Genomic DNA, 25,478 nt, shown 5'->3' on the forward strand with positions numbered 1-25,478 from the left:
AGCCACGCCATGCGTGGCTTTGCTGTATCTGGAGAAGCACGATGGAAGAAGATGTTCTGCTGAAGAAGCTGCGCTGGCGCTGCCGCCGCGGCATGCGTGAGCTGGACCAGCTGTTCGGCCGCTACCTGGACCACGAGTGGAGCACTGCGCCGACCGAAGAGCGCGAGGTTTTCCTGTTCCTGCTCGACTGCGAGGACGATAAGTTGTGGCGCTGGTTCATGGGCTACGAGGCCTGCCCGCATGCGCACGCGATCCCCCTCATGCAGAAGATCCTCGCCCTCAAGCCTTGAGTGGCGCCCCTCGCGGCTGCAGGTCGCCGCCCAACTGGCGGTGCTGCTGGCTGCGCCGTGGCTGCTGCGCGCATCGGATCTGCCTTCACGGCTGCTGATGCCCGCAGTGGTGTTGGCCTGGTGCGTGGGCCTGGCCGAGCTGGCCTGGTGCCAGCGCAGGCCGCGCGTGCAGGTGCTTCTGCCGCCGCTTCCCGAGCCGATTCGGGTGGCCGGGCAGGACGTCGAGGCACCCCGGCTGGTGGTGCGCGGGCCGTGGCTGCTGTTGCGCTGGCATCAGGACCAGCGCCGCCAGCGCCTGCTGTTCTGGCCGGATGTGCTCGATTCCGGGCAGCGACGTGAACTGCGACTGGCCGTAGCCGCACGCGCCGTTTCCCGTCAGCCCCGGACGATGGCACCATAAGCTGAATTGACCGGCGTGCCTGCATGTTCAAACCCATTCCCGTGGCCATCGGCCTGCGCTACCTGCGCGCCAAGCGCCGCAACGGCTTCATCTCCTTCATCTCGATGGCATCGATCCTGGGCATCGCGCTCGGCGTTACGGTGCTGATCACCACGTTGGCGGTGATGAGCGGATTCCAGAAGGAAATCCGCAGCCGCCTGCTGCAGATGACCGCGCACACCACCATCAGCCGCGACGGCGAGCCGATGCCGGACTGGATGCGCGTGGTCGACGTGGCCCGCAAGGATCCGCGCGTGGCCGGTGCCGCGCCGTACATCGAGATCCAGTCGATGATCAGCGGCCCGCGCGTGCAGGGTGCGATCATCCAGGGCATCGATCCGGCGCTGGAGCCGAAGGTATCGGTGATCGACAAGAAGGTCACCAAGGGCAGCTATGCCAGCCTGACGCCGGGCAGCTTCAACCTGCTGCTGGGCAAGGAACTGGCGATCTGGCTCGGCGTCGACGTCGGTGACCAGGTGCTGGTGACCTTCGCCGAAGTGCAGGGCACGCCTGCCGGTGCCGTGCCGCGGATGAAACGCTTCACCGTCAGCGGCATCTTCGAGGCCGGCTACAACGAGGTCGACCGGGGCGTCGGCTTCGCCAACATGCAGGACCTGGAGCGCGTGCTGCGCAGCGACGGTGCCACCGGCGTGCGGTTGAAACTGCACGACATGGACCGCTCGCTGGAAGTGGGCGTGGACCTGGCGCAGAGCCTGGGTGGTGCCTACCGCGTGAGTGACTGGACCCAGCAGAACGCCAACCTCTACCACTCGCTGCGCATGGAGAAGGTGGTGATGGGCATCCTGCTGTCGCTGATCATCGCCATGGGTGCGTTCAATCTGGTGTCCTCGCAGGTGATGCTGGTGACCGACAAGCAGGCCGACATCGCCATCCTGCGCACCCTCGGCCTGACCCCGGGCGGGGTGATGCAGGTGTTCATGGTGCAGGGTTCGCTGATCGGCATCTTCGGCACGCTGGCCGGCCTGATCGGCGGCATCACCCTGACCCTCAACCTGGAACGCATCCTCGGTGCCATCGAGAGCGTGTTCAACGTCAAGCTGCTGCCGGAGGATGTGTACTACATCACCGGCCTGCCGACCGACATGCAGACCGGCGACGTGGTGGCGATCACCGTGGTCGCGCTGCTGATGAGCTTCCTGGCCACCCTGTATCCCGCCTGGCGGGCAGCACGCACCCAGCCGGCGGAGGCCCTGCGTTATGAATAAGGTCTTCAACCGCGGCGATGAGGTGATCCGCGCCGAAGCACTGGGCAAGACCTACGCCGAAGGGCGCATGCAGACCCCGGTGTTCGATGGCCTGGACCTGACCGTGACCGCCGGCGAGACGGTGGCGATCATCGGTGCCTCCGGTGCCGGCAAAAGCACGCTGCTGCACCTGCTGGGCGGGCTGGATGTTCCGACCGCAGGCGAGGTGTACGTCACGGGCCAGCGCATGTCGGCGTTGTCGGATACCGCGCGCGGCCTGCTGCGCAACCAGGCGCTGGGCTTCGTCTACCAGTTCCACCACCTGTTGCCGGAATTCACCGCGCTGGAAAACGTGATGATGCCGGTGCTGCTGGCCGGCACTGCCGTGGCCGAAGCGAGCAGCCGGGCCACCACGCTGCTGGAAGCGGTCGGCCTCGGACATCGCCTGGACCACAAGCCGGGCGAGCTGTCCGGCGGCGAACGCCAACGTGCCGCGGTGGCACGTGCGCTGGTCAATCATCCGGCCTGCGTGCTCGGTGACGAGCCGACCGGCAACCTGGATGACCGCACCGCGGGCACCGTGTTCGAGCTGATGCTGGAACTCAACCGCGCGCGTCATACCAGCCTGGTGCTGGTCACCCACGACCGCAGCCTGGCGCGGCGCCTGGACCGGGTGCTGGAGCTGCGCGAAGGGCGCCTGCACGCACTGGCCCACGCTGACGTCTGAGCGGCCGGCAACGGCCGCCTCCCGGCGCCTGAACGGGTTTACCTGCCCTCGCGCCGGCCGCACATCGGCCGGCGCATGATCGCAGCAGGTTCCCCGAGGAGATCGCCATGAAGACCCCGATCCTGATCGCCGGACTCTGCCTGGCGCTGGCCGCCTGCGCGACCACCGGCCGGCTCAGCAGTACCGAGAAACTGGATCTGTACCGCGCCCACGCCGGCGCGCCGCAGAACGACATGCAGTTCTTCGGCAGCCTCAATGGCTGGACCGAACTGGGTGACAGCGCGCTGGCGGTGTGGACCCGGCCGAGCGAGGCTTACCTGCTGGAACTGAGTGGTCCGTGCCCGGACCTGTCGTACGCCACCGCCATCGGGTTGACCAGCAGCATGGGCCGCGTGTCATCGCGTTTCGACAAGGTGCTGGTGCGCGACCCGACCGGTGGCCCGCGCATGCCGTGCTTCATCAACAGCATCCGCAAGCTGGACGTGAAGGCACTGCGTGCCTCCGAGCAGGAGCTGCGCCAGGCGCAGGTGCAGGAGCGCGAGGAAAATACGAAATAGCGCGGTAGTGCCGGCGCTGGCCGGCAACCTGGCATCTGCGCGATGCCGGCCAGCGGCCGGCACTACCCGTGCGTCAGGTTTCCGGAGTGAAGCCAGCCGGCTTTTCCGCGTCCTTCTCGAACAGGAACTTGACCAGTTCGCCTTCAAGGAACGCGCGATGCTCCGGGGTACGCGGCGACAGGCGGTTTTCGTTGATCAGCATGGTCTGGTGCGCAAGCCACGCCGCCCAGGCCTGCTTGCCGATGTTGCTGAAGATGCGCTGGCCCAGTTCGCCGGGGTAGGGCACGAAGTCCAGGCCCTCGGCATCGCGTTGTTCGTACTGGCAGAAGACGGTTCGGGACATGGTACTCACTCGTGGTTGCGGGGTTTCTTGGGCGTTCGTTTCGGCGCCTTGATCGTGGCGCCATCGAGCAGCTTGCGGATGGGGGCCGGCAGGCCCAGCGCGGGCAGTTCGTCGGTGGCGACCCAGCGCAGCGTGGGTTCTTCCACGCGCAGGCCGTGCACCTGCCGCGACAGCACCTGCAGGTGCAGCTTGTAGTGGCTGAAGGTGTGCTGCAGCACGGGCAGCTCCTCGGCGTCTTCCAGCGTGCCGTCAACGTGCGCGTCGAACCAGTCCTGCAGTTCGCTGCCGGCCTCGGCCTGCGGCAGCGTCCACAACTGTGCCCAGATGCCGGTGTCCGGCCGCTTCTGCAGCAGCACGCGCTGCTGGGCATCGCGCAGCAGCAGGGCCACGGCTTCGCGCTCGGGCAGGGTCCTGCTGGGCTTGGGCGTGGGTAGTTCGGCGGTGCGGCCTTCGCGGCGCGCCACGCACGCGTACTGCAGCGGGCAGATCACGCAGGCTGGCTTGGCGCGGCTGCACACCGTCGCACCCAGGTCCATCTGCGCCTGGGTGTAATCAGCCATTCGCCCGGCCGGCACCTGCGCCACGTGCGCCTCGGCAATCGACCACAACTGTTTCTCGATGGCCGGCAGGCCGGGAAAGCCGTCGATGCCGTGGTAACGGCTGAGCACGCGCTTGACGTTGCCATCGAGGATCGCGAACGGATCGTTCCAGGCCTGGCTGAGGATCGCACCTGCGGTGCTGCGGCCGATGCCGGGCAGGGCATGCAAGGCATCGAAATCGCGCGGCAGGTCGCCGTCGTGCAGTTCCACGCAGCGCTTCGCGGCGGCATGCAGGTTGCGTGCGCGGGCGTAGTAGCCGAGCCCGGCCCACTGCGCCATCACCGCGTCATTGCTGGCGGCGGCGAGGTCGGGCAGCGTCGGGAAATGCTGCAGGAACCGCTGGAAGTACGGGATGACCGTGGCTACCTGGGTCTGCTGCAGCATGATTTCCGACAGCCAGACCCGATAGGGGCTGCGTGGGTGCTGCCAGGGCAGGTCGTGGCGACCATGGCCGTCGAACCAGTGCAGCAGGCGGGCGACGAAACCGTCCCGTTCTGCAGTTTCGGCGCTGGCGTGCGGCTGGCGGGGCATTGGAGTTCCAGAGAGGCAGCCACCCGTGGGGTGGCTCTACCAGGCTGCGGTAGAGCCACGCCATGCGTGGCTGCGCGGTGTATCAGGCGCCCAGCGCTTCGGGCAGCAGGGCGTCGACGAAGGCTTCCGGGTCGAACACGCGCAGGTCTTCCGGGCGCTCGCCGATACCGGCAAAGCGGATCGGGATGCCGAACTCGCGGGCCAGCGCGAACACCACGCCGCCCTTGGCAGTGCCGTCCAGCTTGGTCACCACCAGGCCGGTCACGTTCACTGCGGCATTGAACTGGCGCAACTGCGACAGCGCGTTCTGGCCGGTGGTGCCGTCGATCACCATCAGCACTTCGTGCGGGGCGGTGGGGTCGATCTTGCCGAGCACGCGGCGGATCTTGCCCAGCTCGTTCATCAGGCCGGACTGGGTGTGCAGGCGGCCGGCAGTATCGGCGATCAGCACCGAGGTGCCGCGGGCCTTGCCGGCCTGCAGCGCGTCGAATGCCACCGAAGCGGCATCGGCGTTCTGCCCCTGCGCGACCACGGCTACGCCGTTGCGCTCGCCCCAGGCCTGCAACTGGGCCACGGCGGCGGCGCGGAAGGTATCGCCGGCAGCCAGCATCAGGCTGTGGCCGTCGTCCTTGAAGCGCTTGGCCAGCTTGCCGATGGTGGTGGTCTTGCCGACGCCGTTGACGCCGACGGTGAGCACCACGAAGGGCTTGGCGTTGCGATCGATCACCAGCGGCTTGGCCACCGGCTGCAGGATCGCGATCAGCTCGGCGCGCAACGCGGCCAGCAGCGCATTGGCGTCGGCGAACTCGCGCGACTTCATGCGCTTGCGCAGGCCCTCGACCAGATCGGTGGTGGCGCCCACGCCGACGTCGGCGGTGATCAGTGCGGTTTCCAGCTCGTCCAGCAGATCGTCGTCGAGCTTGGGGTTGCGCGAGAACAGGCCACCGAAGCTGCGCGCGATGACGCTGTTGCGCAGGCGTTCGCGCCAGCCGGGCTTGCCGGCAGGCGCCGGCACGGCGTCGACCGAGGCGGCGGCCGGCAGGTCATCGGAGACCGGTGCCAGTGCCGGGGTGGACTCAGGCAGCGGCGCGGGTGCCGGTTCGATGGCCGGGGCCGCTACCGGGGCGACGTCGATCCGGGCGGCCGGTTGCGGAGCGCTCGGAGCGGGAACGACCGGAGCCGGAACCACCGGGGTGGGCTCGACAGCGACCGGAACGACGGCTGCCGGCGGCGGCTCGACCGGCGCAGGCGCGGCCGGTACGGCTACCGGTGCTGGCTCTTTGTCCTCGATCGGCGCGGCCGACGGGAACGCCGCCGCCAGCTCTTCAGCCGAGTAGTGCTGGGTCTTGGGTGCCTCCGCTGCGGGGGCATCCTGGGGCTTCTTGCGGCGGAAAAAACTGAGCATTGGCAAAAGGCGCTGAAATCAGGGGGATATGCTACCACTCGGGCCTGTCGGGCCGATGTGGACTCAAGGTCGCGGCCCGCCGGCCGTTAACCGGTCCGGAGGGCTGCGCCGTGCGGCCCGGCAGGCGCCAACCGCCGCCCCTGGTGGGTGCCAACCTTGGTTGGCACTCTCCACCCGCGCCGGTAGCTGCCAACCTTGGTTGGCACGCTCGATCCGCCCCGGTAGGTGCCAACCTTGGTTGGCACGCTTTTGGGGCGCCAACCAAGGTCGGCCTCTACCAGAGCACCGCCGGGTAAGCCGGGCCATGCCCGGCGACCACCCTGTCGATCAGGCCGACAGCTCCAGCAGCAGCTTGTTCAGCCGCGCCACGTAGGCACCCGGGTCCTTCAGGCTGTCACCGGCGGCCAGCGCGGCCTGGTCGAACAGAACCCGGCCGAGGTCGTCGAAACGCGCGCCATCGGCTTCGGCATCCAGCTTGGCAATCAGTGGGTGGCCCGGGTTGATTTCCAGCACCGGCTTGCTGTCCGGCACCTTCTGCCCGCTGGCTTCCAGGATCTGGCGCATCTGCAGGCCCAGGTCCTGTTCGCCGATGGCCAGTACCGCCGGCGAATCGGTCAGGCGGTGTGACACGCGCACTTCGGCCACGTCATCGCCCAGCACGGTCTTCAGGCGCTCGACCAGGCCCTGCTTGTCCTTCGCCGCGGCTTCCTGTTCCTGCTTGTCCGCTTCGGTTTCCAGCGCGCCCAGGTCGAGATCGCCACGAGCGATGTCGACGAAGCCCTTGCCGTCGAAATCGGTCAGGTAGCCCATCAGCCACTCGTCGATGCGGTCGGTCAGCAGCAGCACTTCCACGCCCTTCTTGCGGAACACTTCCAGGTGGGGGCTGTTGCGCACCTGGCTGTAGCTCTCGCCCGTCAGGTAGTAGATCTTGTCCTGGCCTTCGGTCATGCGGCCGAGGTAATCGGCCAGCGACACCGTCTGTGCATCGCCGTCGCCGCGGGTGGAGGCGAAGCGCAGCAGCCCGGCCACCTTCTCGCGGTTGTTGTAGTCCTCGGCCGGGCCTTCCTTCAGCACCTGGCCGAATTCCTTCCAGAACGTGGCGTATTGCTCCGGCTTGTCGGCGGCCAGCTTGTCCAGCATGTCCAGCGAGCGTTTGGTCAGCGCCGCCTTCATCGAATCGATGACCGGGCCGGACTGCAGGATCTCGCGCGAGACGTTCAGCGACAGGTCGTTGGAGTCGACCACGCCCTTGATGAAGCGCAGGTACAGCGGCAGGAACTGTTCGGCCTGGTCCATCACGAACACGCGCTGCACATAGAGCTTCAGGCCCTTGGGCGCATCGCGGTGGTACAGGTCGAACGGCGCGCGGCCGGGCACGTACAGCAGCGAGGTGTACTCCAGCTTGCCCTCGACCTTGTTGTGGCTCCACGCCAGCGGGTCGCTGTGGTCGTGCGCGACGTGCTTGTAGAACTCGGTGTACTCGGCGTCGCCGATCTCGGTGCGCGGACGGGTCCACAGCGCGCTGGCGCGGTTGACGGTCTCCCACTCGACGGTGGCGCCTTCCTCGCCTTCCTTCGGCATCTGGATCGGCAGGCCGATGTGGTCCGAGTACTTCTTGAGGATGCTGCGCAGGCGCCAGCCGTCGGCGAAGTCGTGCTCGCCATCCTTCAGATGCAGGACGATGCGGGTGCCGCGCTCGGCCTTGTCGACGGTGGCGACGTTGAAATCGCCTTCGCCGCGCGAGGTCCAGCGCACGCCTTCACCTGCGGCCAAGCCGGCGCGGCGCGAGGTCACTTCGACCTCGTCGGCAACGATGAAGGCGCTGTAGAAGCCGACGCCGAACTGGCCGATCAGCTGCGAATCCTTCTTCTGGTCGCCGGACAGCTGGCGCAGGAAATCGCCGGTGCCGGACTTGGCGATCGTGCCGAGATGGGCAATCGCCTCGGCGCGACTCATGCCGATGCCGTTGTCTTCGATGGTGATGGTGTGGGCGGCGGGGTCGAAGCTGACGCGCACGCGCAGTTCGCTGTCGCCTTCCAGCAGGGCCGGCTGGGTCAGGGCCTCGAAGCGCAGCTTGTCGGCGGCGTCGGCGGCGTTGGAGACCAGCTCGCGCAGGAAGATCTCCTTGTTGGAGTACAGCGAGTGGATCATCAGCTGCAGCAGCTGCTTGACTTCGGTCTGGAAGCCAAGGGTTTCGGTCTGGGTGGTCTCGGTCATCGATAGGGCTCCATGTGCAATGCCGCGCCAGCGCGTGCGGCCTCGCCAAGGGGTATGGCTGATTGTCCCGAAATCAAGGGGTTGGTCGGCCGGGCGGCGCCCGGCACCTGCAGAGGCCGAAGCAACAGCAACGCCAACCCACACCGCCCCGCCTCTGACAGATTTCCCGCGGCTGTTGGTAGGTGTCGACCTTGGTCGACACATCTGTCAGACATCGAAATAAATCTGGGGTCAGATCCGTTTTCCGCAGGAAAACGGATCTGACCCCAAGAGCCGTTCCGACAGATCGCAGGGAACTGTCGAAGGCGGGGTGGGTCCGGTTGAGGGGGCGTGAGCCGCATGGATGCGGCGACCGAGCTTACATGGACGTACTTGCAGCGTCCCCCTCGACCGGACCCACCCCGCCATCCCACGGGGATGCCCGCTGTTGCTGTTGCTTCGGCTTCTGCGGGTGCCGGGCGCCGCCCGGCCGAACTACAATCCCGCTCATGCTGAATTTCTCGAATTCCTCCCGCCGGGGGCGCCGATGAGCGGCCGCGGTGGCAATGACGGCCAGGTCCGCATCATCGGCGGGCGCTGGCGCAATACCCGGCTGCCGGTGCCGACCCTGCCGGGCCTTCGCCCCAGCAGCGACCGCGTGCGCGAGACCCTGTTCAACTGGCTGATGCCCAAGCTCGGCGGCGCCCGCGTGCTGGACCTGTTCGCTGGCAGTGGCGCGCTGGGCCTGGAGGCGGTCTCGCGTGGCGCTGCCCACGCCACCCTGGTCGAGCGCGATGCGCAGCTGGGACGCAACCTGACCGCCGCCGTCGCCAGGCTGCAGGCCAGCGACCAGATCACCGTCGTGCAGGCCGATGCCCTGCGCTGGCTGCAAGGGGCGCAGGCGCAGCAGGCCGACCTGGTCTTCATCGACCCGCCGTTTGCCGATGGCCTGTGGCAGGACGTGCTGGCCCAGCTGCCGCGGCACCTGGCCGCCGACGCCTGGCTGTACCTGGAATCGCCAGCCGGCCACGTGCCGGTGCTGCCGCCGGACTGGCTGCTGCACCGCGAGGGTGGCACCCGCGAGGTGCGCTTTGCCCTGTACCGCCGTGCCACTGCTACACTTTGACCTCATCTGAACATCTGCATCCGCCCATGACCGTGGCCAATCGCCGCATTGCCGTCTACCCCGGCACGTTCGACCCCATCACCAACGGTCATATCGACCTTGTGAGCCGGGCCGCGCCGCTGTTCGAAAAGGTCGTGGTCGGCGTGGCGCAGAGCCCGTCCAAGGGCCCGGCGCTGCCGCTGGAGCAGCGCGTGCAGCTGGCGCGTGGCGCGCTGGCCCACCACGGCAACGTCGAGGTCATCGGCTTCGATACCCTGCTGGCCCATTTCGTACGTTCGGTGCAGGGCGGGGTGCTGCTGCGCGGCCTGCGCGCGGTGTCCGACTTCGAGTACGAATTCCAGATGGCCAGCATGAACCGCCACCTGATCCCCGAGGTCGAGACCCTGTTCCTGACCCCGGCCGAGCAGCACAGCTTCATTTCGTCCTCGCTGGTCCGCGAGATCGCGCGCCTGGGCGGCGACGTGTCCGGTTTCGTGCCGGCCGCGGTGCTCGAAGCCCTGCGCAAGGTCCGCGAAGCGAAGTCGGCACAGTCGTAAGCCCCGCTGTACCCGCACCCCATTACGTACACCACCACGCACCATTCCGGGAGGAAACCCATGAACACCACCATGCGCGCGATGCTGATCGCTTCGTTGGCCCTGGCCTTCACCGCCTGCAAGAAGGAAGAGGCCGCTCCGGTCGACGAGGCCAAGCCGGCCCTGGTCGCCCCGGCCAAGGACGACGATGCAGGCTGGAAGAAGTACCTGCAGGAAGTGGCGATCCAGAACATGGGCAACATCACCAACAGCCCGTTCCTGTACTACCTCTCGCCGGAATCGGACCCGGACTTCCAGGCCAAGTACGAGCGCCAGACCGAAAGCGCGACCCAGGCCGTGGCCCGTGGCGTGCAGCCGGGCAACATGCTGGCCTTCGGTTCGTCGGCCTCGGGCAAGATGGCTGACATGATCCAGGCCGTGTTCAAGGACGTGTCGCCGGATTCGATGAAGGGCGTGCGCGTCGTCTTCATTGGCCAGTCGGCCGACAACGCCCGCGTGCAGGCTGCGATCCAGCCGACCGGTGCCGAGTACATTTTCGTCGAAGCCAAGTAATACCGAGCCATGGCGGCCATGCTCCGGCATGGCCCGGGCGGCATCCTGCAAGGGCGCCGCTGATGACCTGACCGGCCCGCGCGCCCGCGCTGGCCGGTCCTTTGTCCCAGGGCGCGGGCGAGGAGTATCGCCGTGTCGCTGAAAATCAACGAGCTCTGCGTCAACTGCGACGTGTGCGAGCCGGCCTGCCCCAACCAGGCCATTGCGATGGGTGAAACCATCTACGTGATCGACCCTGCGCGCTGCACCGAATGCGTGGGTCATTTCGACGAGCCACAGTGCGTGGTCGTCTGCCCGGTCGAGTGCATCGACCCGGACCCGGAGATCGTGGAAACGGAAGACCAGCTGCTGGCCAAGCTGCGCCAGCTGCAGCACGATCACCCCGAACTCTACGCGGAGCCCCCATCCGAATGAAGACGCTGATCGTCCGCCCCCTGTTGCTGCTCGGCCTGCTGCTGAGCCCCATGGCCTGGGCTGACAGCCCGGCCCGTGCCGATCGCCCTGATGGCGCGGCCATTGCCAGCGGCCACGCACTGGCCACCCAGGCCGGCATCGACATCCTGGCGCAGGGCGGCAACGCCTTCGACGCTGCAGTGGCGGTGTCGTCCACGCTGGCGGTGGTCGAGCCGATCAGTTCCGGGTTGGGCGGCGGCGGCTTCTTCCTGCTGCACGACGCGGCCACCGGCAAGGATGTGATGCTGGATGCGCGCGAGACCGCCCCGGCCGCGGCGACCCCGCAGGCCTTCCTCGACAAGCAGGGCAACCTGGACCGTGATCGTTCGGTCAACGGTGCCTGGTCGGCGGGTATTCCCGGCCTGCCCGCAGCGCTGGTCGAGCTGTCGGCCAAGCATGGCAAGCTGCCGTTGTCGGCCTCGCTGCAGCCGGCGATCCGCATCGCGCGCGAAGGTTTCCCGGTGTACGACCGCATGGCCAAGGGCTACGCGTCGCGGCGTGAAGTGATGGAGCGCTATCCCGGCACGCGCGAGGTCTACCTGCGCAATGGCAAGCCGATCGCCAGCGGCGACCTGTTCAAGCAGCCGGAACTGGCGCAGACGCTGGAGCGCCTGGCCGCGGGGGGCTTTGATGGCTTCTACAAGGGCCAGACCGGAAAGCTGTTGCTGGCGGGCGTGAAGCAGGCTGGCGGCAAGTGGACCGCTGAAGAACTGGCCGGTTACCGCGTCAAGCAGCGCGAGCCGATCGTGTTCAGCTACAACGGCTGGAAGATCACCACCGCGCCGCCGCCGTCGTCCGGTGGCATCGCGCTGGCGAGCATGCTGCAGATCCTGGAAGGCTGGGACATCAGGAAGATGGACCCGGCCCACCGCACCCACCTGGTGGTGGAGTCGATGCGCCGCGCCTACCGCGACCGCACCTTCTTCCTCGGCGATCCGGACTTCGTGCAGATCCCGCAGAAAGTGCTGACCAGCAAGGATTATGCGCAGGGCCTGCGGGCGACCATCCATCCGGAGAAGGCCACGCCCAGCGACCTGCTGTCGGGCAATCCGACGCCGCTGGAAGACGACGAGACCACGCACTTCTCGATCATCGACCGCGACGGCAACCGCGTCGGCGCCACCCAGACCGTCAACCTGCTGTATGGCTCGGGGCTGATTCCCAAGGGCACCGGCGTGCTGCTGAACAACGAGATGGACGACTTCGCGCTGAAGCCGGGCACGCCCAATGCGTTCGGCGTGATGGGCTATGAGGCCAATGCGCCGAAGGCCGGCAAGCGCATGCTCAGCTCGATGACGCCGACCTTCATGGAGAACGCCGACAAGGTCGTGGTGCTGGGCACCCCGGGTGGCAGCCGCATCATCACCATGGTGCTGCTGGGCATCCTCGGCTACGACGACGGCCTGGATGCACAGCAGGTTGCCGCGCTGCCGCGCTACCACCACCAGTGGCTGCCGGACCTGATCGAAGCCGAGGACGATGCGTTCGACGCGGCGACGGTGAAGCAGTTGCAGGCGATGGGCCACAAGATCGACCTGCCGGGTGACGTCGCCGCAGGCGGCCGCGGTTCCAGTCACGTGTGGGGCAACCTGCAGACCGTGGAATGGGACCGCAAGGCGAACAAGCTGTTCGGCGGCAGCGACCCCCGCAACCCGGTGGGCAGCGCCCAGGTCGTGCCGGCACGCTGATCCGGTAGCGCCGGCTGCTGGCCAGCAATCCGGCAGATTACCCAAACCCCGCCTTTGCCGGCGGGGTTTTCTGTTTCCTTTCTAGCGATTATTTAACGGGCCGGCGCCGATAATCGACGCATGAAACTCTGGTCTATTCGCGGAAACTCGCAGCGCCTCGATGGCGGTGCGATGTTCGGCAACGCACCGCGTGCGTTGTGGGAAAAATGGGCGGCACCCGACGAGCTCAATCGCATCGAGCTGGCCTGCCGCGCACTGCTTGCCAGTCCGCTGGAAGGCAAGACCGTGCTGTTTGAAACCGGTATCGGGGCGTTCTTCGATCCGCGCATGCGCGAGCGCTACGGAGTGCAGGAAAGCCAGCACGTACTGATCGATTCGTTGCGCGAAGCCGGCTTCGAGCACGAGGATATCGATGTGGTGGTGCTCAGCCACCTGCATTTCGATCATGCTGGCGGCCTGCTGGCGGCATGGAGCGAAGGGCGTGAACCCGAGTTGCTGTTCCCCAACGCGACCTACGTGGTCGGTGCGCAGCATTGGCAGCGCGCCGTGCAGCCGCATCCGCGCGACCGTGCCAGCTTCATTCCGGAACTGCCGGGCCTGCTGCAGGCCAGTGGCCGGCTGGAAGTGGTGGACGGGGAGTACTCGAAGGCACTTGGCCGCAGCGTGCGCTTCAGCTACAGCGACGGGCATACGCCGGGACTGATGCTGGCCGAGATCGTCGGTCACGCGCATGCCGGCGAAAGTGCGCATGGTGGCGTGGTGTTCTGTGCCGACCTGATCCCGGGGCGCTCATGGGTACACGTGCCGATCACCATGGGCTACGACCGCAACGCCGAGCTGCTGATCGACGAGAAGCGGCAGTTCCTTGAAGACAAGCTGGCGCGCAACGTGCGGCTGTTCTTCACCCACGACCCGCAGGTGGCGCTGGCGCAGCTGGGCCGTGATGACAAGGGACGTTTCGTGACCCTGCACGAACAGGGCGAGCTGAAGGCGCGCGCCCTGGGGTAATGAAAAGGCCGGGCAATGCCCGGCCTTTCACTGACGGTGGCAGATCCACGCCATGCGTGGATGGCGTTCGATCCGGACGCGACGATTACGACGACTTCAGGCAGCTGCTCATGAAGGTCTTGCGCGCATCACCGGCCAGCTTCTTCGCGCCCGCGTCAGCGTTGCACTTGCGCATCCGTTCCTGCTGCGGATTGACCGCCTTGGTCTCGGCGGCGTGGCCGCTGAGGCAGGAGCTCTGCGCGGTCTTGTAGGCATCACCCTTCAAGCCCTTGGTCTTGGCCGAGCATTCGGCCATGCGCTGCTGCTGCGGGGTGGTGGCGTTGGCAGCCAGGGGCAGGCCGACCAGCAGGACGGCGGCCAGCAGGAAAGAGGCTTTCATCGGGAGCTCCAAGGGTGGCGGGTGCGCGGAGCATTCGCTTCAGGCCGGCAAGGCCACGTGAAGAATCACGCCAGTGCCGCGCCTGCTTGCGGCAACGTTCAGACCGGCGTATTACTTAGCCATATGGGTAAGTATTATCCTGCCATTGAAGACGTCTTCCAGGCACTGGCCGACCCGACCCGTTGCGCGATCGTAGCGGCGCTTGGGCAGGGGCCGCGCACGGTGTCGATGCTGGCCGAACCCTTCGAGATGGCCTTGCCCTCGCTGATGAAACACCTGGCCGTGCTGGAGCGCAGCGGCGTGGTGCGCAGCCACAAGCAGGGGCGCACACGCACCTGCGAACTGGTGCCGGCGCGGCTGGGCCAGGCCGAACAATGGCTCGCAGAACAGCGTGCCGCTTGGGAAGCGCGTTCCGACCGCATGGTCGATTTCGTCGAAACCCTTCACCGACAGGAGCAGGCCCATGGCCGTAGCCGCAGGTAACAACCCCGCCACCGATCTGGTGATCAGCCGTGTGCTGAACGCACCGCGCGCCGCCTTGTGGCGGGCGTGGACCGACCCGGAACTGCTGCGCCAGTGGTGGTGCCCGAAGCCGTGGACCACCGAGGTACGCGCATTCGACCTGCGCCCCGGCGGGGCCTTCCACACCTTCATGCAGGGCCCCGATGGCGGCAGCAGTGACAATCCGGGCAGTTTCCTGGAGATCGTGCCGCAGCAGCGCCTGGTGTTCACCTCGATGCTGGGTGCGGGCTGGCGACCGCAGTCACCCTGGCTGGGCTTTACCGCCGTGATCACGATGGAGGACGAGGAGCAGGGCTGCCGCTACACCGCGCGGGTGATGCACCCGGACAAGGCCCTGCGTGACCAGCATGAGCAGCTGGGCTTCTTCGACGGCTGGAACACCGCCATCGACCAGCTGGAAGCCTTCGCCGCCGGGCTGTAGGCCGGAATGCGGGGTGGTGGGGTCAGAGCCCTTTCTGCGAAAGGGGTCCGACCCCCGCGATGTTGGGGTCAGATCCCTTTCGCTGTGAAAGGGCTCTGACCCCGGTTCACCGGATCAACCGACGCGGGTACCGAAGATGCGGTCGCCGGCGTCGCCCAGGCCCGGCAGGATGTAGCCCTTGTCGTTGAGCTGGGCATCGATGGCTGCGGTGTAGATCTCCACGTCCGGGTGCACGGCCTTGACCGCTTCGATGCCTTCCGGCGCGGCCACCAGGAAGATGCCCTTGATGCGGCGGGCACCGGCACGCTTGAGCATGTCGATGGTGGCTATCAGGGTGCCGCCGGTGGCCAGCATCGGGTCCAGGATCAGCGCGTCGCGCTCTTCCAGGCGGCCGGTCAGGCGCTCGAAGTAGGGCACCGGCTGCAGGGTTTCCTCGTCGCGCTGCAGGCCGACCACGCTGACACGGGCCGCCGGGATCAGCGACAGCACGCCGCTGAGCATGCCCAGGCCGGCACGCAGGATCGGCACCACGGTGATCTTGGCGCCGGCAATACGCTGCACCGTCACCGGGCCGGCCCAGCCGGGCAGGGTGTGCGGCTCGGTGTCCAGGTCGGCGGTGGCCTCGTAGGCCAGCAGCGTACCCAGCTCGTTGGCCAGTTCGCGGAAATCCTTGGTGCTGAGCGCAGCGTTGCGCATCAGGCCGATCTTGTGCTGCACCAGCGGGTGGCGCACTTCGACGATCTTCATGGTCGGGAAGGGGGGAAAGGAGAGAGGAGGCCATTTTGCCGGATTGGCGTGTCGAACCCCAAACCGGGCCTGGATCTGATGTACATGAAATGTGCAGGCGCATGTCACGGCCATGCAACCTTGCGGACATACCGTGCAGACCCATTCTTAACAGGAATGGGGATTCCCAGTGCATATCAAGACTCCGTTGGCCGTTGCCATCACCCTGACCCTGGCGATGGGGGCCGCGGCACCGCTGCAGGCTGCCGGGCAACAGGCGGTAGCCGCTACCGGCGCCGTGGCGGCCGACGCGGTCGACCTGGACCGTATCGAAGTGCGCGCCCAGCTCGAATCGCAGATCCGCGCGGTCGACCTCAAGCGCAGCAGCGACGCCATCGAGGACGCGGTGTCCTCCGATGCCCTGGGCCAGTATCCGGACAAGAACGTGGCCGAATCACTGCAGCGACTGCCGGGCGTCAGCGTGACCCGCGACCAGGGCGAAGGCCGCTTCGTGGTCATTCGCGGCCTGGATGCCAATCTCAACAGCGTCAGCGTGGATGGCATCGCCATCGGTACGCCGGAAGATTCCAGCCGCGCCGCGCCGCTGGACGTGATCCCATCGGACTCCACCGAGCGCCTGCGCGTGGTCAAGTCGCCGACCCCGGACATGCCCGGTGATGCCATCGGCGGCGCCGTGCTGGTCGAATCGGCGTCGGCCTTCGACCGCGACGGCCGCAGCCTGCGCGGCAAGATCGAGGGCAGCCACCAGCAGCTGTCCGGCGAGACCAGCCCCAAGGCCGCCTTCAACTACAGCGAAGTGTTCAACGACACGTTCGGCGTGGCGCTGGGCGTGAACTACCAGAAGCGGAAGTTCGAGTCGGACAACACCGAAGTGGAATATGACGGCGAGGACGATGCCGCCCCCGGTGACGTGACCGCGATCAACCTGCAGCATCGCAAGTACGAGATCGAGCGCAAGCGCATCGGTGCCAACCTCAACCTCGACTGGCGCCCCAACGAAGACAGCAAGTACTACCTGCGCACGCTGTACAGCCAGTTCGACGATGCGGAGACCCGCCAGCGCGTGATCTTCAACTTCGACGACGCGAAGATGGTCAAGACCGGCACCGACCAGTACCGGCTCGATGGCATGCCGAAGGACTCGATCGACAAGCGCATGCGCTACCGCACCAAGAAGGAGAACACCTTTGCGGCCAGTCTTGGTGGCGAGAACAAGCTGACCGACGCCGTGGTCGATTACCGGATCGGCTACACCCGTACCGAAGAGCGCGTGAACGACGAGATGGAGGCGCGCTTCAAGCTCAACGGCAAGGCCTTCAATGGCACCCTGGACCAGAGCAGCCGCCTGCCCAGCTACAGCTTCGATAACCCGCAGTGGCTGGACAACGGCAACTACGCGTTCGACCGCGTCGTGCTTTCGCCCAAGCAGGTGAACGACAAGGAACACAGCGCGCAGGTCAACGTGCGCTTCGACGGCGACAGCAGCAGCATCAAGTTCGGCCTGCTCGGCCGCTGGCGCGACCGCGACGTGAATGTCGATGAGCGCGAACTGCGCGTCGGCCCGAAGGTGGTGCTGTCGAGCTGGACCACCTCTTCGCCGGAGCATCGCCACGGCAACATGGGGGATGGCATGGACTCGGCTGCGATGCGCGCGTTCTGGGCCGCCAATGGTGGCCAGTACAGCGCCCGCCCGCAGGATGTCGGCGGCAATGCGATGACGTCGCTGGAAGAGGATTACGTGGCCAGCGAGGACATCTTCGCCAGCTATGCCATGGGTACCTGGGATGTGGGCGCGCTGCGCATCATCGGCGGCGTGCGCGTGGAGAACACCCGCTTCAAGGCAGTCGGCAACCAGGTGGACGTGGCCGCCAACGGCCGCAGCTTCACCGTCACCCCGCGCGTGGCCAACAGCAGCTACACCAACGTGCTGCCGGGCCTGCATCTGCGCTATGACGCGGCCGATGACTGGGTGCTGCGCGCCTCGGCCAACAAGACCGTATCGCGCCCGTCCTTCGGCGACGTCTCGCCGCGCGTGGGTTACAGCCGCGGTGACGAGGAAGTGCGCCTGGGCAACCCCGAACTGGATCCGTACGAGTCGAAGAACATCGACCTGTCGGTGGAGAAGTACATCGGCAGCAGCGGCATCGTTTCGCTGGGACTGTTCCACAAGTCGATCGATGGCTACATCGTGGAGACCGTGCGGACCAATGATCCGGCCTACGGTGGATTCGACGTGACCCAGCCGATCAATGGTCGCAAGGCCACCGTGCGTGGCGCGGAGTTCAACTGGCAGCAGCAGCTGGCCTTCCTGCCGGAGGGCCTGGATGGCCTGCTGGTCGGTGCCAGTGGCACCTGGCTGGACACCACGTTCGATGCCGGCATCAAGGGACGTGAGGACGAGGACTTCACCCTGCCGCGCGCTTCCAAGCATGTCTACAGCGCACACATCGGCTATGAAAAGTACGGTGTAAGCACGCGTCTGGCGGCCGTGTACCGCAGCGAGTATCTGGACAGCATCGGCAAGGGGCGTGCATTCGACATCTACGTGGCACCCAACACCCAGCTCGATTTCTCGCTGGACTACAAGTTCACCCCGCGCGTGAGCATGTACTTCGAAGCGCAGAACCTGCTGGACAAGCCGCTGGAGCTGTACCAGGGCACCCGCTCGCGCACCCTGCAGATGGAAGAGTACGGCCGCACCTATGCGCTGGGCCTGAAGGTGGCGCTGTGATGGGGCGTGCCGTCACTGTCCTGGCCGCCGCGCTGGCGGCTACGCTGGTCGCCGGCTGCACGCCGGCCACCGGCAACGATCCGGTTGCGGGAGCGGCCGCGCCGGCCGCCAGTGGCGAGCGCGTGGTGAGCACCATCGCCGAAGCGTTCCTGTCACCGATGACCCCGGCCGACAACATCGACTCGCCGGCGGCCTGGCGCGCGCCGGACGGCGCGCTGTGGCTGATCGCCACCGCCAAGGCCACCGACAAGCTGGTGGTCTACGACGGCAGCACCGGCCAGCACCTGCGTGACGTCGGCAGCAGCGGCACCGCACCGGGGCAGTTCGACCGCCCAAACGGCATCGCGGTGACCGACGACCTGCTGTGGATCGTCGAGCGCGACAATCACCGCGTGCAGGTGCTGAGCCTGCCGGACTTCGCGCCGCTGGCGACCTTCGCTTCGGACGACCTGCGCAAGCCGTACGGTCTGTGGGTCGACCGCCGTGCCGATGGCTACAGCGTCTACGTCACCGATTCCTGGGACAACGGCGAGGATGCGCAGGGGCGTGACATCCTGCCGCCGCTGGCCGAGCTGGACAAGCGCGTGCGCCAGTACCATGTGACCCGCGACGGCGCGAAGGTCGAGGCGAAGCTGGTGGCCAGCATCGGCGATACCACCGAGGCCGGTGCACTGCGCGTGGTCGAGTCGATCTGGGGCGACCCCGAGAACGACCGGCTGCTGATTGCCGAAGAGGACGAGCGCTACGCCAGCGAGTTCAAGGTCTACACCCTGGCGGGCCGCTTCACTGGCACCACCTTTGGCCGCGACGTGTTCAAGGCCCAGGCCGAAGGCGTGACCCTGCGCACCTGCGGCAAGGACGGCTGGTGGATCACCACCGAACAGGGCAAGCAGCGCAGCGTGTTCCACCTGTTCGACCGGCACACGCTGAAGCCGGTCGGCGCGTTCCAGGGCAATACCGTGGCCAACACCGATGGCATCTGGATGATGCAGCAGCCCAGCGCGCGCTTCCCACACGGTGCGCTGTATGCAGTACATGACGACCAGGGCGTGGTGGCCTTCGACTGGGAGAGCATCGCCAAGCAGCTGGCGTTGCCGCTGGAGTGTGGCGCATGAGCGGGCAGTGCGTAATGCGCGCGCTGGCGCTGGGCCTGCTGCTGTCGCTGCCGTCGCTGTCGTTCGCGGCGGCCGAACCGAATACCCAGGTGCCGGCAGGTAGCCGCCACTACGCGGCGACGACGGTGCCGGACCGCATCGTCGCCTCGCCGGCGGTTGATTCCAGTCATGGGTTCGCCGTGGCCTGGCGTACCGACGACAGCGTGCAGGCGCCGCTGCTGGAAATCGCGCTGGCCGCAGATTCGCCGGCCATTGAAGGCATCCGCCAGGTGCGTGCGACGACCCGCGCGCTGCAGACCGAGAACGGTCTGTCGCACCACCATCGGGCAGATATCGATGGCCTGCAGCCGGATACCCAGTACGTCTACCGTGTGCAGGGCAATGGCAGCTGGAGCGCCTGGAACCAGCTGCGCACGCTGGCCAGCGCCGATCAGCCGCTGACCCTGCTGTACTTCGGCGATACCCAGAACAAGAACGTCAGCCATGTCAGCCGCGTGGTGCGCGCCGCGCAGAAGGCCGCGCCGCAGGCGCGCATGAGTCTGTTTGCCGGCGACCTGGTCAGCGGTGGCGACAACATGGATGACAGCGAGTGGGGTGAGTGGTTCGCTGCGACCAGTTGGCTGGCGCAGGAAACGCTGGTGGCGCCGGCCATCGGCAACCACGAGTACTTCGAGGAATTCGAGGACACCCCGCAGGAGCGCCGCGTGCTGGGCCGCCACTGGCCGGTGACGTTCGCGCTGCCGGGCAATGGCGCCACCGCCGCGCAGCAGACCAGCTACTGGTTCGATGCGCAGGGCGTGCGCGTGGCCGTGGTCGATGGCACATCGGCACTCGACCTCGGCACCGCCAAGGCGCAGGCACAGTGGCTGGACAAGGTGCTGACCGGCAATCGGCAGGCGTGGACCATCGTGCTGCTGCACCAGCCGTTCTACTCGCCGCGCGAAGGGCGCGAGAACGCCGCGTTGCGTGACGTGCTGCTGCCGGTGGTACGCCGCCACAACGTCGATCTGGTGCTGCAGGGCCATGACCACACCTATGGCCGCCGTGGCGAAGGGCAAGCCGCGACGCCGCAGTATGTGGTGACCGTGGCCGGACCGAAGCAGTACCGCCTTTCCGACGAAGCGCGCAGGACGATGGACCCGGTGGCCGAGGACACCCAGCTGTTCCAGGTGCTGAACATCGACCCGCAGCACCTGCGCTATGAAGCACGCACCGTGACCGGCCGTCTTTACGATGCCTTCGAATTGCGTCGTGATGCCAAGGGTGGAAAGCAGCGCACGGAGTTGACCGAAGGCCGCATCACGCCACGCGACTGCCCGCGTGCGCAGACCGCCAAGGGTCGCGCCGACCGCTGCTGGGAATGAGGAGACGCCGATGACCACACCCCGCCGCATCATTCCATTGGCTGCCATCGGCGCGTCCCTGCTGTTGCTGGCCAGTGCGGTAACCGCCGCCGATACCGTGCTGCATCCCTTCCTGGTCGCCCAGCCGGCGCAGGCCCCGCAGGAAGTGAACCTGGCGGTGGAGATCCCGGCCGGCAGCTTCACCAAGTACGAGATCAAGGAAGACGGCCTGGTGCACGTGGACCGCTTCCAGTCGATGCCGGTCGCCTATCCGGCCAACTACGGCTCGATGCCGCGCACCCTGGCCGGCGACAACGATCCGCTGGATGCACTGGTGTTGACCCGCGAACCGCTGCATCCGGGCGTGATCGTGCGTTTCCGGCCGATCGGTTACCTGAAGATGATCGATGGCGGCGAGCACGACGAGAAGATCATCGGGGTGCCGACCGACAAGGTCGACCCGACCTACGCCAACATCCGCGACCTGGCGGACCTGCCGGAGGCCGAACGGCAGCGGATCGAAGCGTTCTTCCGCGTCTACAAGGACCTGCCGGCCGGGCGCAACCCGGTGCAGCTCAATGGCTGGGGCAACGCCGCCGAGGCACGGTCAGTGATCCGCGAGGCCATGCAGCGGTTCAAGCGCTAGAACCCCGCCGTGGGTGGGTGGCCGGACGCGCGCATCACCTTCACCGCCCCTGGCTATCATGTCCGCCTTCCACATCGAAGGCGGTGCATGTGTCGGTAGCGTTGGTATGGTTCCGCCGTGATCTGCGGCTGCAGGACAATCCGGCCCTGCAGGCCGCGCTGGATGCGGGTCACGACGTGGTGCCGGTCTATCTCCACGCGCCGCACGAGGAAGGGGACTGGGTGCCTGGCGCGGCCTCCGATGCATGGCGCCACCGTTCACTGGGTGCCTTGGACGCCGACCTGCGCACGCGCGGTTCCTCGCTGGTGCTGCGTAGCGGTGACAGCCTGCCGGCCCTGCAGTTGCTGATCGGGCAGACCGGCGCCGAGGCGGTGTACTGGAACCGCAAGTACGAGCCGGCCACCCAGCCACGCGACGCCACCATCAAGCGCACGCTGCGTGAGCAGGGCATCGACGCGCAGAGCTGCAATGGCAGTCTGTTGTTCGAGCCCTGGGACATCGCGACACAGCAGGGTCAGCCGTACAAGGTGTTCACTCCGTACTGGCGCAACGTACTCAGTCATTGGCGCCTGCCGACGCTGAGTGCCGCGCCGAAGGCACTGACCGCGCACTCGGTCGACGGCCTCGCATTGGACGAGCTGCGGCTCGCGCCCACGCTGGACTGGGATTCCGGCTTCTGGGAGCACTGGCAGCCGGGCGAGGCCGGCGCGCTGGAGGCGTTGTCCGTGTTCGAGGACGGCGCGTTGCGCGGTTACCGCGAGCAGCGTGACCTGCCGGACCGGGTCGGCACCTCGCGGCTGTCGCCGCATCTGCATTTCGGCGAGATTGCACCGTGGCGCATCGCGCATGCGCTGGAGAGATTGCGCAGTGCCGGCACTGACGCCGACATCGACGGCTATCTGCGCCAACTGGGCTGGCGCGATTTCGCCTACCACCTGTTGCATCACTTCCCGAAGACGCCGACCGACAACCTCAATCCGCGTTTCGACCGCTTCCCTTGGGCCACGCCCACTGCAGCGCAACTGCATGACTGGCAGCGCGGCAACACCGGCGTGCCGATCGTCGATGCGGGCCTGCGCGAGCTGTGGCACACCGGCTACATGCACAACCGGGTACGGATGATTGTTGCCAGCTACCTGTGCAAGCACCTGCGTGCGCACTGGCTGCAGGGCGCGCGCTGGTTCTGGGACACCCTGGTCGATGCCGACCTGGCCAACAACACGATGGGCTGGCAGTGGGTGGCAGGCACCGGCGCCGACGCGGCCCCGTACTTCCGGGTGTTCAACCCGGTCACCCAGGCCGAGAAGTTCGATCCGCAGGCCCGCTACATCAGCCGCTGGGTGCCCGAACTGGCGGCGTTGCCGGTGAAGGCGCGCTTCGCGCCATGGCAGAACCCGCAGCTGCTGGCGGCGCATGCCCCGGGCTATCCGCGTACGCCGCTGGTGGATCTGGCCGCCGGCCGCGATGCTGCGCTGGCCGCCTACCGGCAGACGGGGGCTGGGTAAAGCGCGGGCTGAGCGTTCCAGTCAGTTAGCTGAACGCGGCCCTGTTGCGGCGACCGATCATCATCCCGACATCGCATCGGGCTGTTTATTCTCTCTGCGCCCGTAAGCCGCCGACCCGACCGGAAAACAAGGAGAACCACATGATCCGCAACACCACCCGCAACGTCGCACTGGCCCTGATGAGTGCGGCCGTCCTGTCGGCCTGCGCCACCGGCGGCTCCTATGTGCAGAGCGACCAGTACGGCAACCCGACCGAACAGCAGAACCGTACCGGCCGCAACGCGCTGATCGGTACCGCCATCGGTGTGGCTGCCGGCCTGCTGACCGGCGACAGCGCCACCGAGCGTCGTCAGCACGCACTGATCGGTGCCGGTATCGGTGCGCTCAGCGGCGCCGCCGTCGGCCAGTACCAGGATCGCCAGGAACGCGCGCTGCGCGAGCGCACCGCCAACACCGGCATCGATGTGCAGCGCCAGGGCGACAACATCATGCTGAACCTGCCGGACGGCATCACCTTCGACTTCGGCAAGGCCACCCTGAAGCCGCAGTTCTACGGCTCGCTCAACGGTGTGGCCGGTACGCTGCGCGAGTACAACCAGACCATGATCGAAGTGGTGGGCCACACCGACAGCATCGGCAGCGACGCGGTCAACAACCGCCTGTCGAAGGAACGCGCCGATTCGGTGGCGCAGTACCTGATCGGCCAAGGCGTGCAGAGCGTGCGCATCGAAACGCTGGGGGCCGGCAAGTCGTATCCGATTGCCGACAACAGCACCGATGCCGGCCGTGCCAAAAACCGTCGCGTTGAAATCCGCGTGATTCCGCTCAAGCAGTAACGCGTAGCGTTGTTGCTGTTCCGGCCTGGCCGGAACGAAAATGCCGCCCTTGCAGGCGGCATTTTCTGTAGGTGCCGAGCTTGCTCGGCACGCCGATAGCGCGTCCGGTTGCGGCTTCTCCGAACGGCGCCGACCAAGGTCGGCATCTACCGAAAGCCACGCAGCCGGAACGAAAATGCCGCCCTTGCAGGCGGCATTTTTGTGGGTGCCGAGCTTGCTCGGCACGCCGATAGCGCGTCCGGTTGCGGCTTCTCCGAACGGCGCCGACCAAGGTCGGCATCTACCGAAAGCCATCGGCCGGAACGAAAATGCCGCCCTTGCAGGCGGCATTTTTGTGGGTGCCGAGCTTGCTCGGCACACCGACAGCGTTCCCGTTCGCGGCTTCTCCGAACGGCGCCGACCAAGGTCGGCATCTACCGGACGCCCGGCGCAGTCGGAAGGAAATGCCGCAACTCATCTCCTGGTAGATGCCGACCTTGGTCGGCACCGTTCCAACCGCAGTCGGGCATGGCTCGACTCTACAGAAGCCGGTTACACCGCCGAGGCGGCGACCTTCTCCAGGATGCGCTTGCCGCTGCTCTCCAACGCCGCGTCTTCCTGGGCCTTCTGCTGCTGTGCCAGCTTCGCACCCGGGCACTGCGCCAGCATGTAGTTGGCGTCGAAGTTGAGCTTTTCCACCAGGAAATCGACGAACGCCCGCACCTTCGGTGAGACCAGGCGGCCACCGGCGAACACGGCGTTGAAGTCCACTTCCGGGCCGGTCCAGCCGGCCAGCACGCGCCGTACCATGCCGGACTCGACGAACGGCTTGGCCATCACATCACCGGTCAGCAGCAGGCCTTCGCCACACACCAGTGCACCATTAAGCGCAGACATGTCGTTGGCGGTCATCAGCGGGGTGACCGGGAAGTCACGCAGCTCGCCGCCGTTCTCGCCCAGCTGCCAGGTGAAGCGCGGTGAATTGCCAGTGTGATACGGCTTGCGCATCGCCAGGATGCGATGGAACTGCAGTTCTTCCGGATGCAGCGGCTCACCATAGCGCTCGATGTAGGCCGGGCTGGCGAACACCTGCGTGCGCAGGCTGCCCAGCTTGCGCGCGACTAGGTTGGAATCGGGCAGGGCGCCCACACGCAGCGCCAGATCCGCTTCGCCGGCAATCAGGTCCAGCTTCTCGTTGCCCATGTGCATGTCCAGGCGGATTTCCGGATACTGCGCATGGAACTGGCCCAGCAGCGGGGCGATCCAGGTGATGCCGATCGAATAGGGCACGGTGAAGCGCAGCCAGCCGCGCGGGCCGGACTGCAACTGGCTCACCGCGCTTTCGGCTTCTTCCAGCTCGCGCGCGATGCGCTGGCAATGCTCGTGGTAGATCGAGCCGGCTTCGGTCAGGCCGAGGCGGCGGGTGGTCCGGTGCAGCAGCCGCGCGCCCAGGCGCGTTTCCAGCTCCTGCACTTTGCGGCTGACCGTGGTCTTGGGCAGGCCGAGCGATTTGGCAGCGGCAATGAAACTGCCTTGCTCGACCACCTTGACGAAGATCAGCGTCTCGTTGAGATCGTGGGACATGGTCGGGGATCCTGG

At 66.9% G+C, this 25,478-nt stretch carries 26 protein-coding genes; 19 read left to right on the top strand and 7 right to left on the bottom strand.

Annotation, left to right across the window (positions count from 1 at the left end):
- The first annotated feature begins 41 nt into the window (after positions 1 to 41).
- The 5 genes from AC5P98_RS05005 (at position 42) to AC5P98_RS05025 (ending at position 3,218) form a co-directional block, all read left to right on the top strand.
- Positions 42 to 290, top strand: coding sequence for an FAD assembly factor SdhE (locus tag AC5P98_RS05005; protein ID WP_005409080.1), 249 nt, complete (start codon positions 42 to 44; stop codon positions 288 to 290).
- Positions 241 to 690: a hypothetical protein gene (locus AC5P98_RS05010; RefSeq protein ID WP_049407619.1), complete on the top strand. Its 450-nt coding sequence runs from the start codon at positions 241 to 243 to the stop codon at positions 688 to 690. Before AC5P98_RS05005 ends, AC5P98_RS05010 begins: the two co-directional genes overlap by 50 nt.
- A gap of 23 nt (positions 691 to 713) precedes the next feature.
- Positions 714 to 1,955, top strand: a complete 1,242-nt coding sequence (locus AC5P98_RS05015; RefSeq protein ID WP_032958619.1) for a lipoprotein-releasing ABC transporter permease subunit — start codon at positions 714 to 716, stop codon at positions 1,953 to 1,955.
- Entirely contained in the window at positions 1,948 to 2,661 is a 714-nt protein-coding gene (gene lolD, locus AC5P98_RS05020; RefSeq protein ID WP_049407617.1) for a lipoprotein-releasing ABC transporter ATP-binding protein LolD, read from the top strand. Before AC5P98_RS05015 ends, lolD begins: the two co-directional genes overlap by 8 nt.
- Before the next feature lie 107 nt (positions 2,662 to 2,768).
- Positions 2,769 to 3,218 carry a DUF6491 family protein gene (locus tag AC5P98_RS05025; protein ID WP_032958624.1) on the top strand — a complete coding sequence of 150 codons (450 nt, stop codon included), beginning with the start codon at positions 2,769 to 2,771 and terminating at the stop codon, positions 3,216 to 3,218.
- 73 nt (positions 3,219 to 3,291) lie between these two features.
- On the opposite strand, the gene AC5P98_RS05030 is transcribed toward AC5P98_RS05025, so the two are convergent.
- From AC5P98_RS05030 to htpG, 4 genes are all read right to left on the bottom strand, one after another.
- Positions 3,292 to 3,561, bottom strand: a complete 270-nt coding sequence (locus tag AC5P98_RS05030; protein ID WP_032958626.1) for an oxidative damage protection protein — start codon at positions 3,559 to 3,561, stop codon at positions 3,292 to 3,294.
- Positions 3,562 to 3,566: 5 nt separating this feature from the next.
- Complete coding sequence (gene mutY, locus AC5P98_RS05035) at positions 3,567 to 4,691, bottom strand: A/G-specific adenine glycosylase (RefSeq protein WP_049407615.1); 1,125 nt, start codon at positions 4,689 to 4,691, stop codon at positions 3,567 to 3,569.
- Between the two features lie 82 nt (positions 4,692 to 4,773).
- Entirely contained in the window at positions 4,774 to 6,096 is a 1,323-nt protein-coding gene (gene ftsY, locus AC5P98_RS05040; RefSeq protein ID WP_049407613.1) for a signal recognition particle-docking protein FtsY, read from the bottom strand.
- 327 nt (positions 6,097 to 6,423) lie between these two features.
- Positions 6,424 to 8,313 (bottom strand): molecular chaperone HtpG, encoded by a 1,890-nt coding sequence (htpG, locus tag AC5P98_RS05045; protein WP_099475998.1) that lies wholly within the window; start codon positions 8,311 to 8,313, stop codon positions 6,424 to 6,426.
- A gap of 526 nt (positions 8,314 to 8,839) precedes the next feature.
- On the opposite strand from htpG, the gene rsmD reads away from it, so the two are divergent.
- The 6 genes from rsmD (at position 8,840) to AC5P98_RS05075 (ending at position 13,655) form a co-directional block, all read left to right on the top strand.
- Positions 8,840 to 9,418 (top strand): 16S rRNA (guanine(966)-N(2))-methyltransferase RsmD, encoded by a 579-nt coding sequence (gene rsmD, locus AC5P98_RS05050; RefSeq protein ID WP_014646773.1) that lies wholly within the window; start codon positions 8,840 to 8,842, stop codon positions 9,416 to 9,418.
- A 26-nt stretch (positions 9,419 to 9,444) separates the two neighbouring features.
- Positions 9,445 to 9,954 carry a pantetheine-phosphate adenylyltransferase gene (gene coaD, locus AC5P98_RS05055; RefSeq protein ID WP_014036814.1) on the top strand — a complete coding sequence of 170 codons (510 nt, stop codon included), beginning with the start codon at positions 9,445 to 9,447 and terminating at the stop codon, positions 9,952 to 9,954.
- A 60-nt stretch (positions 9,955 to 10,014) separates the two neighbouring features.
- Positions 10,015 to 10,506, top strand: coding sequence for a hypothetical protein (locus tag AC5P98_RS05060; protein WP_032959157.1), 492 nt, complete (start codon positions 10,015 to 10,017; stop codon positions 10,504 to 10,506).
- A 132-nt stretch (positions 10,507 to 10,638) separates the two neighbouring features.
- The gene (locus tag AC5P98_RS05065; RefSeq protein ID WP_004153175.1) at positions 10,639 to 10,920 is read left to right on the top strand and encodes a YfhL family 4Fe-4S dicluster ferredoxin; all 282 of its coding nucleotides are present in this window, start codon (positions 10,639 to 10,641) and stop codon (positions 10,918 to 10,920) included.
- Entirely contained in the window at positions 10,917 to 12,647 is a 1,731-nt protein-coding gene (ggt, locus tag AC5P98_RS05070) for a gamma-glutamyltransferase (RefSeq protein WP_495229897.1), read from the top strand. Before AC5P98_RS05065 ends, ggt begins: the two co-directional genes overlap by 4 nt.
- Before the next feature lie 120 nt (positions 12,648 to 12,767).
- Complete coding sequence (locus AC5P98_RS05075) at positions 12,768 to 13,655, top strand: MBL fold metallo-hydrolase (protein WP_019338337.1); 888 nt, start codon at positions 12,768 to 12,770, stop codon at positions 13,653 to 13,655.
- A gap of 85 nt (positions 13,656 to 13,740) precedes the next feature.
- On the opposite strand, the gene AC5P98_RS05080 is transcribed toward AC5P98_RS05075, so the two are convergent.
- Positions 13,741 to 14,034, bottom strand: coding sequence for a PsiF family protein (locus AC5P98_RS05080; RefSeq protein ID WP_049405732.1), 294 nt, complete (start codon positions 14,032 to 14,034; stop codon positions 13,741 to 13,743).
- Between the two features lie 57 nt (positions 14,035 to 14,091).
- Here AC5P98_RS05080 and AC5P98_RS05085 point away from each other — a divergent pair, with 57 nt between their 5' ends.
- A complete protein-coding gene (locus tag AC5P98_RS05085; protein ID WP_234413141.1) occupies positions 14,092 to 14,517 on the top strand; it encodes an ArsR/SmtB family transcription factor in 426 nt (141 codons plus the stop codon).
- Positions 14,498 to 14,977 carry an SRPBCC family protein gene (locus AC5P98_RS05090; protein WP_049405734.1) on the top strand — a complete coding sequence of 160 codons (480 nt, stop codon included), beginning with the start codon at positions 14,498 to 14,500 and terminating at the stop codon, positions 14,975 to 14,977. Before AC5P98_RS05085 ends, AC5P98_RS05090 begins: the two co-directional genes overlap by 20 nt.
- A 114-nt stretch (positions 14,978 to 15,091) precedes the next feature.
- Here the strand turns inward: AC5P98_RS05090 and upp are convergent, their stop codons facing one another.
- A complete protein-coding gene (upp, locus tag AC5P98_RS05095; protein ID WP_005409099.1) occupies positions 15,092 to 15,724 on the bottom strand; it encodes a uracil phosphoribosyltransferase in 633 nt (210 codons plus the stop codon).
- Between the two features lie 217 nt (positions 15,725 to 15,941).
- On the opposite strand from upp, the gene AC5P98_RS05100 reads away from it, so the two are divergent.
- The 6 genes from AC5P98_RS05100 to AC5P98_RS05125 all read left to right on the top strand — a co-directional run bounded on the left by AC5P98_RS05100 (position 15,942) and on the right by AC5P98_RS05125 (position 23,900).
- Entirely contained in the window at positions 15,942 to 18,455 is a 2,514-nt protein-coding gene (locus AC5P98_RS05100; protein ID WP_306814001.1) for a TonB-dependent receptor, read from the top strand.
- Positions 18,455 to 19,570, top strand: coding sequence for an NHL repeat-containing protein (locus tag AC5P98_RS05105; RefSeq protein ID WP_049419223.1), 1,116 nt, complete (start codon positions 18,455 to 18,457; stop codon positions 19,568 to 19,570). Before AC5P98_RS05100 ends, AC5P98_RS05105 begins: the two co-directional genes overlap by 1 nt.
- 14 nt (positions 19,571 to 19,584) lie before the next feature.
- Complete coding sequence (locus tag AC5P98_RS05110) at positions 19,585 to 20,934, top strand: purple acid phosphatase family protein (protein ID WP_234413165.1); 1,350 nt, start codon at positions 19,585 to 19,587, stop codon at positions 20,932 to 20,934.
- Positions 20,935 to 20,944: 10 nt separating this feature from the next.
- Positions 20,945 to 21,559: an inorganic diphosphatase gene (locus AC5P98_RS05115; protein ID WP_049405742.1), complete on the top strand. Its 615-nt coding sequence runs from the start codon at positions 20,945 to 20,947 to the stop codon at positions 21,557 to 21,559.
- 89 nt (positions 21,560 to 21,648) lie between these two features.
- On the top strand, positions 21,649 to 23,064 hold the full coding sequence (locus tag AC5P98_RS05120; RefSeq protein WP_049405744.1) for a cryptochrome/photolyase family protein: 1,416 nt from the start codon (positions 21,649 to 21,651) through the stop codon (positions 23,062 to 23,064).
- Positions 23,065 to 23,204: 140 nt separating this feature from the next.
- Positions 23,205 to 23,900 (top strand): YiaD family glycine zipper/OmpA-like lipoprotein, encoded by a 696-nt coding sequence (locus AC5P98_RS05125; protein WP_014646784.1) that lies wholly within the window; start codon positions 23,205 to 23,207, stop codon positions 23,898 to 23,900.
- Positions 23,901 to 24,431: 531 nt separating this feature from the next.
- Here AC5P98_RS05125 and AC5P98_RS05130 read toward each other — a convergent pair.
- A complete protein-coding gene (locus AC5P98_RS05130; protein WP_032959145.1) occupies positions 24,432 to 25,463 on the bottom strand; it encodes a LysR family transcriptional regulator in 1,032 nt (343 codons plus the stop codon).
- Positions 25,464 to 25,478: the final 15 nt, after the last annotated feature.

Source organism: Stenotrophomonas sp. YJH_SMC_135, from assembly GCF_059372355.1.